Consider the following 17577-nt stretch of genomic DNA (forward strand, 5'->3'; position numbering starts at 1 on the left):
ACGGGATCAGCGCGCGCCGCGGCCGAACAGGACGACCTTGACCGTCTCGATCAGGATCAGGACATCCAGGAACAGGGTGTGATTCTTCACGTAGTAAAGGTCGTACTGCAGCTTCTGCCGCGCGTCCTCGACCGAGGCCCCGTAGGGGTAGCGCACCTGCGCCCAGCCGGTAATGCCGGGGCGGATCGAGTGGCGCGCCGGGAAATAGGGAATCTGCTCGGTCAGTTGCTCGACGAACACGGGCCGCTCCGGGCGCGGCCCGACGAACGACATGCTGCCCTGGAACACGTTGATCACCTGCGGCAGCTCGTCGATACGCAGCTTGCGGATAATGCGCCCCACGCGGGTCACGCGGTCGTCGTCGCGCACCGCCCAGCGCGCCACGCCATCGACTTCGGCGTCTTCGCGCATGCTGCGGAACTTGCAGACCTCGAATGGCACATTCCCCAGCCCCACGCGCGTCTGCCAGTAGAACACCGGGCCGCGGCTTTCCAGCTTGATGGCCAGGGCGGTGACCAGCATCACCGGCAGGGTGGCCAGCAGCAGCGTCGAACTGGCCAGCACGTCGAAGGTCCGCTTGATGGCGTTGCGGGACCAGTGCTGGCGGAACCCCTCGCCGAAGATCAGCCAGCTGGCGTTCAGCGAGTCCAGTTGCACCCGCTGCTGTTCACGCTCGAAGAAACTGGACACATCGGTGACAGCCACCCCGTTCAGCTTGCACTCGAGCAGCTGCCGGACGGGCAGGTTGCCCCGTCGGTCGCGGATGGCGACCACGATCTCGTGGGCCCGAAACTCGCGCGCCATCTCCAGCAGACTCGCATCGCAGCCCAGCTGTAACTGGCGCGCCGGATCCTGCGCGCAGTCCTTCTCGCCCTCGGTGGCGATGTAGCCCAGCACCCGGAACGGCAGGTCGTCCGGGGCCTTGTCCGCGTGGACCGTCTCGATCGCGCGGGCCCGGCTGCCGGTACCCAGCACCAGGATGCGGCGCTTGAAGGCGTCGGCGTCGGAGAAATTGCACCAGAGGGTGCGCTCGGCAACCAGCCCGGTCAGCAACAGCAGCACGCCGCCGCCGACCGCCGTTGGCGAAAAGAGCGCCGCCGGCACCAGGGCCCCATACAGGAGCAGCAGCCCGCCCACGAACAGCAGCGCCGGCACCAGGCGCAACAGGGAGCGCAGCGTGCTGCGGGTGGCCAGATAGTCCGACTCGTACAGGCCCGCCAGGGTGAGCACCAGCAGGACGACCAGCGTCGCCGCCACCAGCTCCGGGTCCAGCAGGCTGAGGGCCTCCGGCTGAAAGGGTGGCAAGGTCAGCACCAGGTACAGGCACAGATACGCCACCAGCAGTTCGGCGGCCGCGAGCATCAGCACGCGGCGGCGTATGTAGTGACCGAAGATGCGCACAACTAGCCCTCTCGCCGAGGCGCTTGCGCAGCGGGGTTGTGCGTCCTTGTCAGGGGGTCCATGTCTACCGTCCCCGATCCCGCAGCGTGGCGGCGACGGCTCCCCGGCGGCGCCTCAGCGCCGCGCGCCCGGAACCCGCCCGTCGCGCCCCGGGCTCGTCAGAAGCGTCGTTCCGGAATGATCAGCGTGTCGCCGGGCAGCATGTCCACGTTGGCCGAGATGTCGCCGCCGTTCACCAGGTCGTCCAGGCGCACCCGGTACTGCTTGCGCTCGCCGTCCTCGTTGCGCACGATCACCGCGCGATTGCCGGCCGCGAAGTCGGTGATACCGCCCACCGCGATCATCACGTCCATCACGCTCATCTCCTCGCGGTACTGCAGCGCCTGCGGCTCCGCAGCCTGCCCGATCACCCGGATCTGGCGGCTGTAGGGCCCGGCGAAGCCGGTCACCATCACCGTGACGATCGGATCGCGCAGGAACCGGGAGAGCTCCTCCTCCATCGCCCGCGCCAGTTCGGTGGGCGTCTGGCCGCTGGCCTGGACATCCTCGACCAGCGGGGTGGTGATCTGCCCGTCCGGGCGTACGGATACGCCGGTGGAGAGATCCGGATTGCCACGCACAGACACCTGCAGGGAGTCCCCGGGACCGATGATGTACTGCTCGATCACCGTGCGCTCGATGGAGGTCGGGGCATCCGGAAAATCGGTCGTGGCGCAGCCACCCAGGATCAGGGCCGGCAGCAGGAAGGCGAACCCGAACTTCGGCCCGACCTTTGAAGCATGGATCAGGGACATCGCGACTCCCCCTTGGACATTTCTGGCGGTTGTTTGGAGGCTTCACCCGACCGGGAACCGGGCCCGCACCGCACCCCGAAGGCCGCGATACCTGGCTACGCTTACCGGGAATACCGGATTCCACAAGCAACTTGATGTTAGGCCCCGGTTGTGAACAGAGTCCACGTAAGGCCTTCATTCCCGGCGGCTCCTGACTAACGTTCGTGTTACGGCGCCGCCGGGCCGTCCTGCTACCGCCAACAAGGATGCCCCGTGGATTTTCTGTCGCTGCGTTTTCTGGCCGACTGGCTGCTGCTCCCGCCCAGCGGGCCGCTGCTGCTGGCCCTGGCGGGCCTGCTGCTGATGCGCACCCTCGCGGGCAAGGCGCTGCTGATCACCGGGCTCCTGCTGACCTACGCCTTCAGCCTCCCGCCCGTCAGCCACGCCCTGATGGCCCCGTTGCAGGCGCCGTGGTCACCCCCCGACGCGGCGGCGCTGGAACGCGCCGAGGCGATCGTCGTGCTGGGCGCCGGCTACCGCAGCGGTGCCGTCGAGTTCTCCGGCGAGACGGTGAACGACCTGGCCCTGGTGCGCCTGCGCTATGCCGCGGCCCTGCACCGGCGCACCGGCCTGCCGGTGGTCGCCACCGGCGGCGGCCCGGACGATCGGGAACCGGAGGCCCGCTGGATGGCCGAGGTGCTGGAGGAGTTCGGGGTATCGCCGGTGTGGCAGGAACCTCAGGCGCGCGACACGCAAGGCAATGCCCGCCACTCGGCCGCGCTGCTGCAGGAACACGGCCTGCAACGCGTGCTGCTGGTCACCCATGCCCACCACCTGCCGCGCGCCACGGCCGCGTTCGAACGCGCCGGGCTGGAGCCCATCCCGGCGCCAACCGGGGCGTTCGTCGCGCATGACACGCGGCTGTCGTTAGGCGCCTTCAAACCCCAGGCTAACGCCATGCGCACGAGCTGGCTCGCCATGCACGAGTACCTCGGTATTCTGTGGTATCGCTGGCAATACGGCCGTCACCCGGCACCATCCGGCCCCTGACGCGCCCCGCCAGCCCCAACCCACAGCGACCGGGGGCAATGGATGAAACTGCTGGTAACGGGCGGGGCCGGCTATATCGGCAGCCATGTCCTGCAGCACCTGCGCAGGGCGGGGCACAAGGTCACCGTGTACGACAACCTCAGCACCGGCCACGCCTGGGCTGTGGGGGATGCCGAGCTGGTCGTCGGCGACCTGGCCGATACCGAAGGTCTGCGCGACACCCTCGAACGCGGCTTCGACGGCGTGCTCCACTTCGCCGCGCATATCGTCGTGCCCGAGTCGGTTGCCGACCCGCTCAAGTATTACGGCAACAACACCCGCAACACCCTCAACCTGCTACAGGCCTGTGCCGACACCGGCGTGCGCCATTTCGTGTTTTCCTCCACCGCCGCGGTCTACGGCATCCCCGACACCGTCTCGGTTGCGGAAGACGCACCGCTGCAGCCGATCAACCCCTACGGCGCCTCCAAGATGATGTCCGAGCGCATGCTGATGGACCTGGGCGCCGCCTCGGACCTGCGCTACGTCAGCCTGCGCTACTTCAACGTGGCCGGCGCCGCTCCCGACGGCCACCTGGGGCAGGCCACGCCCGACGCCACCCACCTGATCAAGGTCGCCTGCCAGGCCGCGACCGGCCAGCGCGACGGCATCACCGTATTCGGCACCGACTACGACACCCGCGACGGCACCTGCGAACGCGACTACATCCACGTGGAAGACCTGGCCGCCGCCCACGTCCGCGCCCTGGAACACCTCGACGGCGGCGGCGACTCTCAGGTGCTCAACTGCGGCTACGGTCACGCCTACAGCGTGCTCGAGGTGATCGACGCCGTGAAACGCGCCAGCGGTGTGGATTTCCCCGTCACCCTCGGCCCGCGCCGCGAAGGCGACCCGCCCGCCCTGATGGCCGACGCCCGCCGCATCCGCAAGACCCTCGCCTGGGAACCGCAATACGCCGACCTCGACCAGATCGTCCGCCACGCCCTCGCCTGGGAACAGAAGACCGCGCTACAGACCGCCTGATCCGCGTTTCCCCAGCCGCGTTACAGGACCGTGCGGCGGGCGAGGTGCAGGAGCCGGGCGGGCAGTTCGTACTCCAGCTCCCAGATGATGCTCATCGGCTTGCTGCCCTCGTGGTGCTGGTAACGCACCGGGCCGCAGAAGGTGAATGGCTCGCTGAGGCCCGTCGCATCACGCTTAGCCCGCCGAATGAACAGCATGGGGGTGTAGCCACGTGCCTCGTGGTGGATGTAGCGCTGCCCGGTTTCCGAGGTGGGGGAGGTGCCGGACTGTGACTGCCAGTGGAACCGACGCTCGTTGAGGGCGTAGTCCTCGTACATGGTGGTGGGGGAGAACTCCTGCTCGGATTTCTCCAGGGTGACGAACAACGCATCGACCCGCCGCTCCGGTACGTGCCGCACACCCTCCTGCTGGGTGATCGGCTTCTCCAGGCTGCCAAGTCCCAGCGCCAGAAGGATCTGCTCGCGGGTGTAGGACGCGTGCAGTTCCAGCGGCCCCGTCTGCTCTGGGAAGGTGATGCCGCTGGCGGGGACGATACACTCGTGTCGCCAGGCGGCGACTTCCTGGATGTCCCGGTACAGGGGGCGCTGTTCGCGGACGAAGGCATCCACGGCGGATAGGTCCCCGTCCCCCGGCCGCGTCTTGCCCCATAGGGTGCTGTGGACGAGTGCCAGCCGGAGCCGATCTTCTTCGGCAAGCTGCTCCACGTTCGCGGCCGGCTGCGCCAGATGGGTCTGCAGGGTTTCCAGCAACTGGTGATCGTCACACCGCGCTAAGCGCTGCAGCCCACGTTTGAGGCTGCTGACATAGGGTCCCAGCGCTTCGGTCGACTCGCCTCCGCAGTCCGCGCGCAGCCGGGAGGGCAGGTCCTTGCGCAGCAGGTCTTCCGCATCATCCATATGCAGGCAGTCGAGCATCTTGGACAGGCTGGCGGAGTCGATGTCCTCCCGGAAACAGTCCTTCAGCTCGCGCACGATCTGCGGTCGCTGGCGGTTGATCTGCGAACGGATGTTGTCGAGCACGTGCTGGGTGGCCAAGCGGTCGAGGTGGATCAGGCAGCCGCTGGGTAACCAGGGGAAGCCTTCCTGGATCTGGTGATCCACCCGCTTCTCCGGCCGCGCGCTCAGGGCCCGGAACCGAGCGGCATAACGAAAACGCCGATCCTGTGGCGCGACGAAATCCAGCACGGTCAGGTGCGGCTTGCCCTCGTGCAAGCGCAGGCCGCGGCCCATCTGCTGTAGGTAGACCGTCAGGCTCTCGGTCGGGCGCAGCAGCAAGACGGTGTCCACCTCCGGCAGGTCCACGCCTTCGTTGTAGAGGTCCACTGTAAAGATGAAGCGGATGCGCCCCTCGCGCAGGTCGCGCTGTACCGAAAGCCGCTCGTGATCCGGGCTTTCGCCAGTCAGCACCGCGCTGGGCACCTGCTTGGCCGAGAAATGCTCGGCCATGAATCGGGCATGGTCGCAGCTGATGCAGAAACCCAAGCCCCTGACCGAGCCTAGATCCGTGGCGTGTTCATGGGCCTGCTGCAGGACCCAATCGGCGCGCGCCCGGTTGCCAGTGAACACCCCTTCCAGTTCTTCGGCGTCATAGCGCCCGCGCTGCCAACTCACCCGGCTCAGATCCACGGACTCATGGTCGGCCACGCCAAAGTAATGGAACGGCACCAACAGGCGACGCTCGATCGCATCCGGCAGGCGGATCTCATGGGTGTAACGTTGGCCGAAGCGCAACCCCGGGGTCAAACCTTGCCTTTTGCCCTGCGGTGTCCCACCGTGTGAAGCATTATCACCATGCGAGCGGTGATAGACCGCACGAATCCTTCCCTGTCACCACCGGGGTCACCTTTGACCGCTGCAGGGGCGGCGTCTAGCGTCAAAGGGGAAGGGCCGGGCATGGTCCGGTGATCCTCGACGAGAGTGCCGAACACGCAACGCTCGGCTGCGTTGTCTACCGATTCGACAGTGCCTCCCCATCCTGCCTGGGTCGGGTGCTCCGGGGTAGTGAGGACGCCCCCCCTGAAGGGGGACCTCACACCGCTCTCAGTGTGGCGTGAAATACCTGATTGTCATGTCGCGCTGCGCCGAGTGCAATCCGAATGGCCAGCCGCTTTTCGCATGGAGGAAAGCCGCTGGGCTCCACCCGTAAGGACGGCCGGCGAGAAGTAGCATCAGTGGCTCCCAGCGCATATCCGGGGTTTTCCGGGCGATCCGGGACAGTGTCCTGCGGTCCAGCCAGCTCATCTGCGCCTGACCGTCGGGGTGAGTGTGCCAATCGCCCAAGTAGGTTTCGCGCCCCTGTGTGGCGAAAAACCGTACGTTGATGGCTTCCTGCTGGAAGTCGGCATCCGGGGAAAAGCGGTAGCGTTGATGCGTGGCCCCCGGGCCGGGGCCAACGATGTCCATAACGACGAAGTCATCGCCAACGGCATAGCCCAAGAGCGAACCGCCTGTCTCTAAAGGGTACTGTGCCTCGGCCACTTCGTGGAGCAACCGCGACGCGGGCTCCGCGATCCAAACTGTTGGTGGTTCACTCATGGTGGGGGCAATCGGGGTGCCGCTCAAGGCGGATCGTCTTCCATGTGGGCGCAATAGGAGCCCCGCTCAGTTCGTCCCACAGGGAAAGTACGGCGGCATTCCAGTCGAAATCCGGGTAGCCCCCGGCGGCATCGGCACATAGTGTGGAAGCCACCAGGCGGGTAGCCATCAGCGATACGTGATCCATATCGAAACCCGTGCCGGTGAAGGTGGGGTGGAAGCAACCAGGAGGCTGGACATCGGCGCCTTTTTCTTGGGGCGGGCGTTTGATGCGGTCATCGTACATGTGGCGCTGAAAACAGTTCCAGCACCCCGGGGTGTGCCCCGGAGCGACGCGGCCCACCGTGCCGCCCCAGCCGCCCGGTGTGGCGGTGGCCCATACGTACGGGAGCCCGCGCGAGCGAGCGACATCCGAGAGGTAGTGGTTTACGGCCCACTCCGCCGTTGTATCAACGATGAGGTCGACGTCTTCGAGCAATTGCTCCAGAAGCTGTTTCGAGTTGATGCCGATCGCACCAATCGAAAAGTGCCCTACACGGACACCAAGGTAGGGGAACTGCGCCCGAAGAAGTCGTGCAACCGCCTCGGATTTGGGGAGTCCTACTAATTCGATACCACCAATCCAGCGTACCAAGTTGCCAACTTGAACAAAGTCTCGGTCGACACAGACCAGTTGTCCGAGCCCTGCCCGCCCAAGTTGTAGTGCCAGCGGGGCGCCAAGGGCGCCTAGCCCAGCGACTAGGACGCGCTTGCCGGCAAGCGGCGAAACCCGAGGGACCCGGGCTTGAAGGGCGTCCCGAGAGAGGACTTCCGCCCATGCGGGGGAGTGGCTGATGCCCGCGCGGCCTTGATGGGCGACCTTCTTGCGCACAGCAAAGGCCCATGTATCCATCCAGTCGCCCCGATAATCACGCTCCTCGGGAAACAGCAGGCCGACAACATCTGGGCCGCCTTTGTATTTCGGTGTCGCCAAGCTAGGCCAAATGGCCTTAGCCTCGTCCAGAATGGCCGTGCCCACTTTTTTTGGCGGAGTGGGGAGGCGCACCCACCGAGCTCGAAGCTTTTTCGTCGACGGTCTCGAGTAGAGCTCGCTCCAGTTTCCGGCGTCCAGCTCCGCGATCCGGGCGCCGTTGCTGTCGAAAACCTCCGTCACGGCCCCGCGTAAGCGGCCGTTCGGATCAAAGCCCGGATCGAGGGCTATCGTAAGGGTGCCTCGGTCAATATCGGGGGGGATCTCCCAGGCGCCGACCAGGACTTTGGTGCCCGACGGATAATCGAGATACCAAGAAGAGCGAAGAGCCTCATGCCCTTCGAGTTCGGGTCCGCGCTCATCGTCTAAATGCGTTTCGAGGATCGCGGGTACCTTCTCTTGGAGGAATCCAGCGAGCGTATCCTCCGAACTGATCCACGCATTTTGCAGGTCGGCCAATAGGCACAGATCGTTCCCGTACGGGTGAAGATGGCGCCCAGAGGGAAAAGTCGGCGCGGTGATTCCGAACGGGAAGTAGGGGTACTCCGCGGGGAACGTGACGGTGAGCAGGTGGGATCGCTCACCGTCTGGATACTGCACATACAGTATGAGGGATCCGGCTTCGAGTTCGGGTTGGTCAACCTCGAACTCAAAGCCTGCCTCGCGGAGCAGACGAAGCTCTTTTTCGTACCGCTCCGGGAACTCCTGGAACCACGCGGTCATTAGCCCACGGGGCGATGCTTCGGTGGGCGCGGCGGCTCGGACGGTTCTCCCGGCGTCTTTTCGGGAGGGCCCGGCGGAACGTCCGGGCGCTCGGGCTTCTCGGGTTTGTCGTCGGGTTTGGACATGGTGCTGCTCCTTTTCCATTTTCGCTCGACCATGGCCAGCATACCGCGCAAATAGCCTAGCAACAAGTGTGGGATAACTACATATAGTGCAGCGGGATCGGTTAGCGGCATATATATGGGGTTTTCAAGAGGGGTCTCGGGAGTTGCCGATGAAGATCACGGGGCCGGACCACGATAACGAACGGATTTGAAACGGCTTTACCCAGTTTCGGGACCGATTCAAGTCCTTAAAGGGGGCATTTGAGGCCTCGAAATGATTGGGAGGTTCGGGGCAAACACCCTGCCTTGTGCACTGCGGTGTCCCACCTGCTGAAGCATTCCACCATGCGATCGGTGATGGGCGACACGACCCCTTCCCCATCGCTTCCGGGGTCACCTTTGACCGCCTCGGGAACGGGGTCTAGCGTCAAAGGACAGGGGCCGAAAACGGTCCGGCGAAATCCGTCGCAACCCCGCGGAATCGCGAAGGAGGCATACCATGCGCAGCGTAGAAAACATGCCGGTGCTCGACTGGCAGGACGGCAAGAACGCCATGCGGGCGAAGTTCCAGGTGATGCACGAGGAGCCGGTGGTCCTGAAGATGCCGGCGGGCATGGACTGGTCGGTGAACGAGGGGGAGTTCGGCTGCACGCTGGACGACAGCGGCATGCCGCGTGACTGCGAAGGCAGCAGCCTGCTGCATCGTCTTGCGGAGCTTAATGACACCTGATTAGCGACGAGAGTCAGCCAGGCTCACTGGGTGAGCCACCCCCGGGCGTACGTTGAGGCTACACAGTGAGCGGAGAGTGGCCTTATGGCGCAGAATCGGATTCAGTTTCAGCCGGGGATGTCGTTGCCGGCATTCATCGCCCAGTACGGCACCGAGGCCCAGTGCGAGGCGGCGCTGGAGCGGGCCCGATGGCCGGACGGCTTCCGCTGCCCGCGGCGAGCCACCGGGGTCAGACCTTGCCTTTTGCCCCGCGATAGGCGTGCCTGAAGTATTCCAGCATGCCGTTGATGAGCGGCCGCACAGCCCCTTCCCCAACGCCACCGGGGTAACCTTTGACCGCTGCAAGGACGGGGTCTAGCGTCCAGGGTAAGGGGCAGGGAACGGCCCGGCGGAATCCGTTGCAACCTCGCGGAATCGCGAAGGAGGCACACCATGCGCAGCGTAGACAACATGCCGGTGCTCGACTGGCAGGATGGCAAGAACGCCATGCGGGCGAAGTTCCAGGTGATGCACGAGGAGCCGGTGGTGCTGAAGATGCCGGCCGACATGGACTGGTCGGTGAACGAGGGCGAGTTCGGCTGCACGCTGGACGAGAACGGCGTGCCGCACGACTGCGAAGGCGACAGCCTGCTGCATCGTCTGGCGGAGCTTAATGACATGCCCGGACCAGGGAAACACTGACCCATGTACACACTCGCGTTGGTACCCCAGGTTTTCCGAGGCAAGGCGCGGCGTGCAGCGGGTAGTGGTTCTACCCGCAAGCGGTGCAACGCAGGATCGGGGAACCTGGGGTGCCAACCCCGAAGGGGCTCGGCCGCTTTTGTGTGCGCACGGCGTTGCGGCTCCCTTGTGCAGAATGACTGCACGGCAGTCACCGCGCCTTGTTCGCACGCAAAAGCGACTCGAGCGCGAGCGTGTACATGGGTCAGTGTTTCCCTTTAGGACATCGCGAAGGCCTGTGCCTACTCCAGCTCGCGCGTGGATATCGACGCCTCGGGCTCCCGCATCATCGTGCACGACTGATCGGGCCTGGGCCTCCGGGCCTGCCGGCGGCGACCCTGCAACCTCGAGCGGCGGGCGATGTCGGTGATCCACCACGAGATGGAAATCGACGCTGCTCCGGAGGCGGTGTTCGAGTTGATGGCCCGGGTGGAGGCGTTCGCCGCCTACAGCGAGGCCATCGAGTCCATCACCTGCGTCGGGCCCGAGCGCTACCGCTGGCGAGTGCGGGTGGCCGGGGTGCCGCTGACGTTCGACGTGGAGGTGCTGGTCGCGGTCCCGCCGCGCCTGCTCGGCTGGCGCGCGCTGGCCGGGTTGTCCTGCGAGGGCTGTTACCGGCTGACGCCGAGCGCGCGCGGTACGCATCTGGAACTGGCCGTGCGCTGCGGCGACGAGAATCCCCTGACCGATGGCCTGCTCGGCCTGGCGGCCCACCCGCTGCTGGATGCGCTGGGGGCGGAGGTGGTGCGCAACGCATGGCCGCGCCTCCACGGGGCGTGATCCCTACGCCTGCGCGTGGAACTCGCGGTATTCATCGAGGAAGGCGAGGCGGGTAGTTTCGGTGACGCGATCGATGAACAGGGTACCGTCGAGGTGGCCCGAGGCAGCAGGCTCGCGCCCCGCGCGGTGAACACGGGGTCCACCAGCGTCAGGCGAGTGGCTGTCAGGTAACCGGTATTTCACTCGGCGACGCGATAGCACAACCTGCACAGTTGGTTGTACATGTGGGCCGGCCGGCCTATACTTGTACAAGTCAAGGTACAGGAGGCGCCATGAAGATTGTTTCATTCACCGAGGCTCGCAACGGTCTCAAGGCCGTACTGGATGGGGTGGTCAACGATGCCGACACCACGGTGATTACGCGCCGTGATTCGGAGGATGCAGTGGTCATGTCACTTGATCACTACAACAGCCTGATGGAAACGGTGCATCTTTTGCGTTCCCCTGCCAATGCAGAGCACCTCAACAGGTCCATTACGCAATACAAGGCAGGAAAGGCGACCGAGCGTGCGTTGGTAGGTGGGGATGAGTAGTCGGTTGCTTTGCTGGACCGACGAAGCATGGACTGACTACCTCTACTGGCAACGTCAGGACAAGAAGACCCTGAAGCGGATCAACAAGTTGATAGAAGACGTGAGGCGGTCTCCATTTGAAGGCATTGGCAAGCCGGAAGCCCTCAAGGTGAACCTGGCGGGTTTCTGGTCGCGTCGGATTGATGACACCAATCGACTTGTGTATGCGGTGGAGGATTCGTCTATCACGATCATCTCCTGCCGATATCACTATTAAGTGCGAGGGCGACTACCGACGCATCCTGTATCGGCGATCGACGGTACCGTCCTAGTAGCCGGAGGAAGTCGGGCCCATTCGGATGGCCAGCAGGGGCGGGCTTACGTGGGCTTTGACGAGGGTGCCGCGTGGAACTCGCGGTATTCGTCGAGGAAGGCGAGGCGGGTGGTGTCGGTGACGCGGTCGATGAACAGGGTGCCATCGAGGTGGTCGATCTCGTGCTGGAAGACGGTGGCGAGGAACCCTTCGGGTTCCAGGTGGCGGGGCGTGCCGTCGGGCTCGTAGTAGTCCACGGCGATGTGGCGCGGCCGGGCAACCTCCCCGCGCAGCCCGGGTACGGACAGGCAGCCTTCCCAGTAGCGTTGCGGGGTTGGGTCCAGCACGGTCACGGTCGGGTTGACGAGGACCAAGCGGCCGGTCGGCACGGCTCCGGGGTAACGGGTATTGCCCGGCTGGATCTCGATCACGGCTACGCGTAGCGGAACGCCGATCTGGGCAGCAGCCAGGCCGAGGCCTTCGCTGGCGTGCATGGTATCGACGAGGTCGTCCACCAGGGCGTGCAGCCCAGGGCTGTCAAAGTCCGAGTCGGGTACCGGGTCGCAGACGCGACGCAGATCGGGGTGCCCCATGCGCAGAATACGGCGAATGCTCATGGAAACGATGGTGCCACGGCGCCGCATCTTCCGCTGCTGCGGGAGATGCGCGATGGAATCGCGTGTTAGCTGGAAGGCGTCCAGCCATGCCCGGCATGCCAGGTTTCCCGAAACACCGCACGTTGTTTGATCGCGCGCAGCGGACGCGACAGGAACGCTCGCAGATCCGTTACTACATCGGAAAGCGGGAGGTGTGCCAGGGTGTTTTTCTTCAGGAATGCCTGCCACTGGATCTGCTTCGATCGGTCCTGTGCGAAGTCGTCGCTCAGGCCGAACGGGGTACCTTCCGGCAGCGGTGTCATGCGGCGTTCGAATGTCGCGTGAATGGCCTGGTACAGAATTTCGCCTTCGAAATCGGCATAACGCGACAAGACCCAGAGATCGAAGTAATCCTTCATACGACTGTTGGCGATGCCAAGCGACACCAGGGCCTCCAGCTTTTCGGCGACAACGGTCGAGCGGGGATAGGCGCGAAGCCTGGGGGCAGGCATGTCGGGCAAGATCACCGGGAACTCGATGGCGTCGGGGCCTGGTGTCACGGCATCGCCAAAACCCACGTCGATCTGCGTGTGACAGCGCGCACCGTCCAACAGCCCTATCAACGTGATCCGCACACCGGAGTAGCTGGCCTCCTTGCGAATCGCCTCCGCGCGTACCGAGTCGGCCTGAAAACGGATTCCATCGTCCTGCTCCACCGAACAGACATCCCGAAACACAGCCTCAAGATGTGGCAGCTCGGCTGACCCAAGGCCCAGGAGGTCGGCATCACGCGTCGGTCGGTGCGGGATGTCGAACCACAGATCGAACAGCAAGGCGCCCTTGAGAAGGAACTGGTCTGCATGGGAGGAGGTGCTCAGGCGATAAAGGAACCGTTCAAGGGCATAGCGGGTTAGGGAAACCCTGATCCATGTACACGCTCGCGTTGGTGTCCCAGGTTTTCCGAGACAAGGCGCGGTGCGCAGCCGGTAGTGGCTCTACCCGCAAGCGGCGTAATGCAGGATCGGGGAACCTGGGGTGCCAACCCCGAGGGGCTCGGCCGCTTTTGCGCGGGAACGGCGTTGCGGCTCCCTTGTGCAGAATGACTGCACGGCAGTCGCCGCGCCTTGTTCGCACGCAAAAGCGACTCGAGCGCGAGCGTGTACATGGACCAGGGTTTCCCTGGTACGAGGTTGTAGTCCTGCTTGTGGTTTCGGGCGTTTTCGAGCAGTCGGGCACGCACCGAGGCAGCGGGGTTTTTGGGACTCACGTCAGGCTCTCCAGATAAGGGCGCATGACATTGCCGACCCGGCACAGCCTGGCAAACTGCCAGAGTTCGTCCATGCGCACCCGCTTCTCACTCCAGGCCTCGCGCAGGGCCTCCAGAGCGACATCCAGGCCAATCTTGTTGCGGTACTTGAAACAGTCCGCGACCGTCCTGGCAATACCGGTGACGCGCACCGGAACCCCTTCGATCAAGTATTCCTCGACGCCTTCGGCAAGAAGAGGATCGGAAAAGCGGACAATACGCAGGGCCGGGTAGTCGATCCGGGGAGCGCGGGCCTTGTTGGGGATGGCAAGCCAGACCTCGAATGGCGACTGGGTGGTGAGATTATGGAAACGCAATGCCGAGAGCAGGCACACCACCGCTCGCGGATGCTTGCGCGCGGTCTCGGCCAGCGCGGTGTGTTCCGAGACAGGACGGTCCGGCAGCGCATAGAGGCCGCGCGCAACCCGCGCGAGCATGCCCTGACGGACGAGACGCGTCAGCGCAACTCTTGGCAGGCCCAGTGGTTCCAGGTCGCGCGACCGGATCAGTCCGCGTTTGCGCGCGAGATCGAGGATGGCTTCTGCGCTATTGCCCATGCCGGCATGCTGTTCCGTTATGCCGGTAGAAGTCAATCACTACCGACAAAAAGAAACACCCTGATTGTCCACGACCGCGAGCGACGGATACGGTGCGGCGTCGCAGATACGACGCAGATCACGGTATCCACGGGCAGGATACGGCGGACGCTCATGGGAAGGATGGTGCCACGAAGCCGAGGCTGACGTTGGTACGGGGATACCTGCCGGAGAGGAACGCTGAAACAGGACGTTGCCCAGATGGGGTTATCGGCTGTGCGATGAGGAAGACACCCATCTTTCTGGCTGCCGCCTAGCCGTACTCGGCGCCCGCGTCAGGAGCCCGACCTTGATATACCATATTCAGTATGCATACTCTATTTGGTATGTGGGAGATCTTTGAACACAAGAGGGTAGAAAAGAGCCTGGCGGCCGCCCCTCCAGAAGTTCAGAAGCGGTACGAGAAGTGGAAGGACATCGTCACCATCTCCGGTCCGCAGGGGTTGCGGCATATTCGGGGCTTCAACGACGAAGCCTTGTCCGGCAAGTGGAAAGGCTTCCGATCGTCTCGACTGAATATCCAGTACCGCGTCATTTACCGGGTGGAGAAAGACAAGGTGCTCGTTGAAGTCGAGAAGGTAACTCCCCACGATTACGGGAGGGCGTGACATGAGTGATTATCGCAAGGCTAAGAAGAGGGTTGAGGTTTCGGTTGGCGAATCGGTCCGGATCCTGCGTGAGCTTCAGGAAATGAGCCAGAACGATCTGGCGAATGCCTCCGGGATCCCCCAGTCGACCATTTCGGCCATCGAGAATGACCGTGTACGTCTCGGTGTTGATCGTGCCAAGGTCCTGGCAAGGGCATTGCGCTGCCACCCCGCCGTACTCGTATTCCCGGGCTGGGATGTCGAGCATGAATCGGCCGCATAGCCATCAAGCCATTCGGGAACACGCAAAGTCAGCAGGGCACCAGGTCGCAGACGCGACGCAGCTCGGGCGGCCCATACGCAGACACGGCCAACGCTTATTGATGGGGAGGATGGTGCTACGGGAAAGATAATGGTGGCCGGGGACGGAATCGAACCGCCGACACGGGGATTTTCAATCCCTCGCTGATACCGTTTCCTGCGTTAACCGGAATTAGTCAAAACGCTATATTTCAGTGTTTTACCTGCGTTGCAACCGCAAAGCTAACGCGGGATAATCAACCCGAATTGCCCGAATCTGCTTACACAGTGCTTACACGGCGCTTACATGACCCCCCGGGGGCGGCCCTGGCGGGGGGCGGGCTCACGGAGCAAGCCCACACCCACCCCCTCGCTCCAGCAGACCCCTTCCCGAAAATTTCCCGTGAAAATCGGGCAGGGGGGCAAAACGAAAAAGCCCCACCGGTGCGCCAACACCGGCGGGGCTGCTCACCACCGAACCTGTGCGGAGGTTCCAATGGCTACCAGCAATGCTACTCGCGTCCGGCTTACCCGTGAACGGCTGAAGGCGTTCACCTGCCCCCCTGAACGCCGCCAAGCCTTCTTGTGGGACTCGGAGGCGCCCGGCCTGGGGCTGCGCGTCACCAAAGCCGGTGCGAAGGCGTACATTTTCCAATCCCGCCTACACGGGCGCTCCCTGCGCGTCACCATCGGCCCGGTGGGGCACTTCGAGACCGTTGAAGATGCCCGAACCGAGGCCCGGCGGCTGGCGGAGCTGGTGCGGCAGGGGGTGCACCCCGAGGATGACGCGAAGGCCAAGGCCGCCGAGGCGGAGGCCGCAAGGGCGGAACGCACCCGGGCCACGGTGACACTGGGAGATGCCTGGACGGACTACGTGGCCGAACGGTCGGGGGAGTGGAGCGAGGCGCACCGGCACGACCATGACCGCGCCATGACGGCACCGGGGCTACCCCGCCGCCGGAGCCGCCAGCCCACCACCGCGGGTGCGTTGTACAGCCTGCGAGGGGAGCGGCTGCGGGATCTCACCGCCGAGAGGCTGGCCCGGTGGATGGAAACCGAGAGCGCGAAGCGCCCCGCCGTGGCGGCCCGTGCCTTCCGGCTGCTGCGCACGTTCCTGAACTGGGCCGCCGAGCATCCCGACTATCGAGGGCTGGCGGACACTAGCGCGCTGCTGACCGGTGCGGTGCGGCGCAAGGTGCCAAGGCAGAAGCCGAGGGATGACGTGCTCCAGCGCGAGCAGTTGGCCCCCTGGTTCGAGGCGGTGCGACGGATCACCAACCCGGTGGCATCCGCCTACCTGCAAACGCTACTGCTCACCGGGGCACGGTCGGGGGAACTGGCCACCTTGCGGTGGGATGACGTGGATTTCCAATGGCGCGCCCTCACCATCCGCGACAAGGCCGAGGGGGAGCGCACCATCCCCCTCACCCCCTACGTGGCGGCCCTGCTGGCGGGGCTGCCCCGGCGCAATGGCTGGGTGTTCTCCAGTCCACAAAGTGAGTCGGGGCGCATCGGAGCGCAGACGCGAGTGCACACCCGCGCCGTAGAGGCCGCCGGACTGCCCCCGGTGACACTGCACGGGCTACGCCGCAGCTTCGGCACCCTGTCCGAGTGGGTGGAGTGCCCGGTGGGGATCGTGGCGCAGATTCAGGGGCACAAGCCGAGCGCCATCGCGGAGAAGTATTACCGCCGCCGCCCCCTGGACCTGCTGCGGCAGTGGCATGTGCGCATTGAGGGCTGGATGCTGGAGCAGGCCGGAATGGGGCAGCCCGAGTACGGCACCGGGGAACGGCTACGGGTGGCGAAATGAACGAGCGCAATCTCCCCGAGTACGTCACACCGGCTGAGCTTCTCGAAGTGGTGGGTGATGACCTGGAGGCGCTGTGCTGGCTGCGCGGTTTGCTCCCAGAGAACAAGGCGGATGCTGCGGAGTTCTATCGCAAGTATTGGCCGGACGTGCTTCGCGGGTTCGAGGAGATGCGCCAACGCTTTGAGGGCGGGGAAAGTGCGGCACTGCTCGAAGCCATCGAGACGGCGGCGAGTGTGCGGGTTCCGCTACCCGAGTGGATTGCCGGTGGCTTCAAGCAGGCATGGGGGCGTTACACCGAGGCAGAGGCACGAACCCTTGGGGAATCCTTTGGAGTGGAGCGGCCAAAGGGCTGGAATCAAACCAAGAACCGTCAACTGGGTTACATGCCCCTGATCCAACGGCGCTTCGAGGCGCTCACGAAGGCTGGTCTGAAGACTGGGTTGAACGCGGGGCCATGGCGGACGGTTTACGAGCAGATCGCCGCCGAACTGGCGGACCCCGAAATGCTCGCGGACAAAGACAATCCTGCGCCGGACCCGGAGATGGCGGCCCTTTTTGCTCCGACCCCTGAAGGTGCCAGCGTTGGCGGACTGAAGCCGCTACACGTCTCCGCAACGTGGGTCAGGGACAACCGCGCGCCAGAACCGCACAGCACCCCCAAGCCGGACGACTGACACCCACCCGGCCTTTTCGGCATTTTCTCGAAACGTTCCGAAAGCCTCGCCAAGCACCGGTATGGATTCTGAATG

17 protein-coding genes and 4 pseudogenes are annotated in these 17577 nt (G+C 64.6%); 12 read left to right on the forward strand and 9 right to left on the reverse strand.

The window, feature by feature from the left end; translation table 11 throughout:
* Positions 1-6: 6 nt before the first annotated feature.
* Positions 7-1401, reverse strand: a complete 1395-nt coding sequence (locus D103_RS0110010; protein WP_018876714.1) for a TIGR03013 family XrtA/PEP-CTERM system glycosyltransferase — start codon at positions 1399-1401, stop codon at positions 7-9.
* Positions 1402-1559: 158 nt separating this feature from the next.
* Positions 1560-2195, reverse strand: a complete 636-nt coding sequence (locus D103_RS0110015; protein ID WP_018866590.1) for an XrtA/PEP-CTERM system exopolysaccharide export protein — start codon at positions 2193-2195, stop codon at positions 1560-1562.
* A gap of 252 nt (positions 2196-2447) precedes the next feature.
* Between D103_RS0110015 and D103_RS0110020 the strand changes: the two genes are divergently transcribed.
* Positions 2448-3224: a YdcF family protein gene (locus D103_RS0110020; protein ID WP_018876715.1), complete on the forward strand. Its 777-nt coding sequence runs from the start codon at positions 2448-2450 to the stop codon at positions 3222-3224.
* 42 nt (positions 3225-3266) lie between these two features.
* Positions 3267-4247 (forward strand): UDP-glucose 4-epimerase GalE, encoded by a 981-nt coding sequence (galE, locus tag D103_RS0110025; protein ID WP_018876716.1) that lies wholly within the window; start codon positions 3267-3269, stop codon positions 4245-4247.
* Between the two features lie 20 nt (positions 4248-4267).
* Here galE and D103_RS13490 read toward each other — a convergent pair.
* The 3 genes and pseudogenes from D103_RS13490 to D103_RS13500 all read right to left on the reverse strand — a co-directional run.
* Positions 4268-5971: pseudogene (locus D103_RS13490) on the reverse strand (DUF3427 domain-containing protein); the annotation flags it as partial.
* A 315-nt stretch (positions 5972-6286) separates the two neighbouring features.
* Positions 6287-6781 (reverse strand): Mov34/MPN/PAD-1 family protein, encoded by a 495-nt coding sequence (locus tag D103_RS13565; RefSeq protein WP_081618401.1) that lies wholly within the window; start codon positions 6779-6781, stop codon positions 6287-6289.
* A complete protein-coding gene (locus D103_RS13500; RefSeq protein ID WP_018876719.1) occupies positions 6774-8474 on the reverse strand; it encodes a ThiF family adenylyltransferase in 1701 nt (566 codons plus the stop codon). Before D103_RS13500 ends, D103_RS13565 begins: the two co-directional genes overlap by 8 nt.
* A gap of 603 nt (positions 8475-9077) precedes the next feature.
* On the opposite strand from D103_RS13500, the gene D103_RS0110040 reads away from it, so the two are divergent.
* The 4 genes and pseudogenes from D103_RS0110040 to D103_RS0110055 all read left to right on the forward strand — a co-directional run bounded on the left by D103_RS0110040 (position 9078) and on the right by D103_RS0110055 (position 10808).
* Positions 9078-9308 carry a hypothetical protein gene (locus D103_RS0110040; RefSeq protein WP_018876720.1) on the forward strand — a complete coding sequence of 77 codons (231 nt, stop codon included), beginning with the start codon at positions 9078-9080 and terminating at the stop codon, positions 9306-9308.
* Positions 9309-9392: 84 nt separating this feature from the next.
* Positions 9393-9524: pseudogene (locus D103_RS13505) on the forward strand (transposase); the annotation flags it as partial.
* 216 nt (positions 9525-9740) lie between these two features.
* A pseudogene (locus tag D103_RS0110050) lies at positions 9741-9971 on the forward strand (hypothetical protein); the annotation flags it as partial.
* A 417-nt stretch (positions 9972-10388) separates the two neighbouring features.
* The gene (locus D103_RS0110055; protein ID WP_018876723.1) at positions 10389-10808 is read left to right on the forward strand and encodes an SRPBCC family protein; all 420 of its coding nucleotides are present in this window, start codon (positions 10389-10391) and stop codon (positions 10806-10808) included.
* Positions 10809-10811: 3 nt separating this feature from the next.
* On the opposite strand, the pseudogene D103_RS14070 reads toward D103_RS0110055, so the two are convergent.
* Positions 10812-10904 (reverse strand): annotated as a pseudogene (locus tag D103_RS14070) (peptide deformylase); the annotation flags it as partial.
* Between the two features lie 176 nt (positions 10905-11080).
* Between D103_RS14070 and D103_RS0110065 the strand changes: the two are divergent.
* Both D103_RS0110065 and D103_RS0110070 read left to right on the forward strand, forming a co-directional pair.
* Complete coding sequence (locus D103_RS0110065; RefSeq protein WP_018866580.1) at positions 11081-11341, forward strand: type II toxin-antitoxin system Phd/YefM family antitoxin; 261 nt, start codon at positions 11081-11083, stop codon at positions 11339-11341.
* A complete protein-coding gene (locus D103_RS0110070; RefSeq protein WP_018876724.1) occupies positions 11334-11597 on the forward strand; it encodes a Txe/YoeB family addiction module toxin in 264 nt (87 codons plus the stop codon). The genes D103_RS0110065 and D103_RS0110070 overlap by 8 nt, the downstream gene beginning before the upstream one ends.
* 101 nt (positions 11598-11698) lie before the next feature.
* On the opposite strand, the gene def is transcribed toward D103_RS0110070, so the two are convergent.
* The 3 genes from def to D103_RS0110085 form a co-directional block, all read right to left on the reverse strand.
* Complete coding sequence (gene def / locus D103_RS0110075) at positions 11699-12250, reverse strand: peptide deformylase (protein ID WP_026280342.1); 552 nt, start codon at positions 12248-12250, stop codon at positions 11699-11701.
* A 65-nt stretch (positions 12251-12315) separates the two neighbouring features.
* Positions 12316-13212: a nucleotidyl transferase AbiEii/AbiGii toxin family protein gene (locus D103_RS0110080; protein ID WP_196800209.1), complete on the reverse strand. Its 897-nt coding sequence runs from the start codon at positions 13210-13212 to the stop codon at positions 12316-12318.
* Positions 13213-13492: 280 nt separating this feature from the next.
* A complete protein-coding gene (locus tag D103_RS0110085; protein WP_018876727.1) occupies positions 13493-14092 on the reverse strand; it encodes a type IV toxin-antitoxin system AbiEi family antitoxin domain-containing protein in 600 nt (199 codons plus the stop codon).
* A 365-nt stretch (positions 14093-14457) separates the two neighbouring features.
* Between D103_RS0110085 and D103_RS0110090 the strand changes: the two genes are divergently transcribed.
* The 4 genes from D103_RS0110090 (at position 14458) to D103_RS0110110 (ending at position 17502) form a co-directional block, all read left to right on the forward strand.
* Entirely contained in the window at positions 14458-14739 is a 282-nt protein-coding gene (locus D103_RS0110090; RefSeq protein ID WP_026280343.1) for a type II toxin-antitoxin system mRNA interferase toxin, RelE/StbE family, read from the forward strand.
* Position 14740: 1 nt separating this feature from the next.
* A complete protein-coding gene (locus tag D103_RS0110095; protein ID WP_018863440.1) occupies positions 14741-15001 on the forward strand; it encodes a helix-turn-helix domain-containing protein in 261 nt (86 codons plus the stop codon).
* A 513-nt stretch (positions 15002-15514) separates the two neighbouring features.
* Positions 15515-16828, forward strand: a complete 1314-nt coding sequence (locus D103_RS0110105) for an integrase family protein (RefSeq protein ID WP_018876729.1) — start codon at positions 15515-15517, stop codon at positions 16826-16828.
* Complete coding sequence (locus tag D103_RS0110110) at positions 16825-17502, forward strand: hypothetical protein (protein WP_018876730.1); 678 nt, start codon at positions 16825-16827, stop codon at positions 17500-17502. The genes D103_RS0110105 and D103_RS0110110 overlap by 4 nt, the downstream gene beginning before the upstream one ends.
* Positions 17503-17577 lie beyond the last annotated feature (75 nt).

Source organism: Thioalkalivibrio sp. ALE31, assembly GCF_000377405.1.
Taxonomy (GTDB): domain Bacteria; phylum Pseudomonadota; class Gammaproteobacteria; order Ectothiorhodospirales; family Ectothiorhodospiraceae; genus Thioalkalivibrio.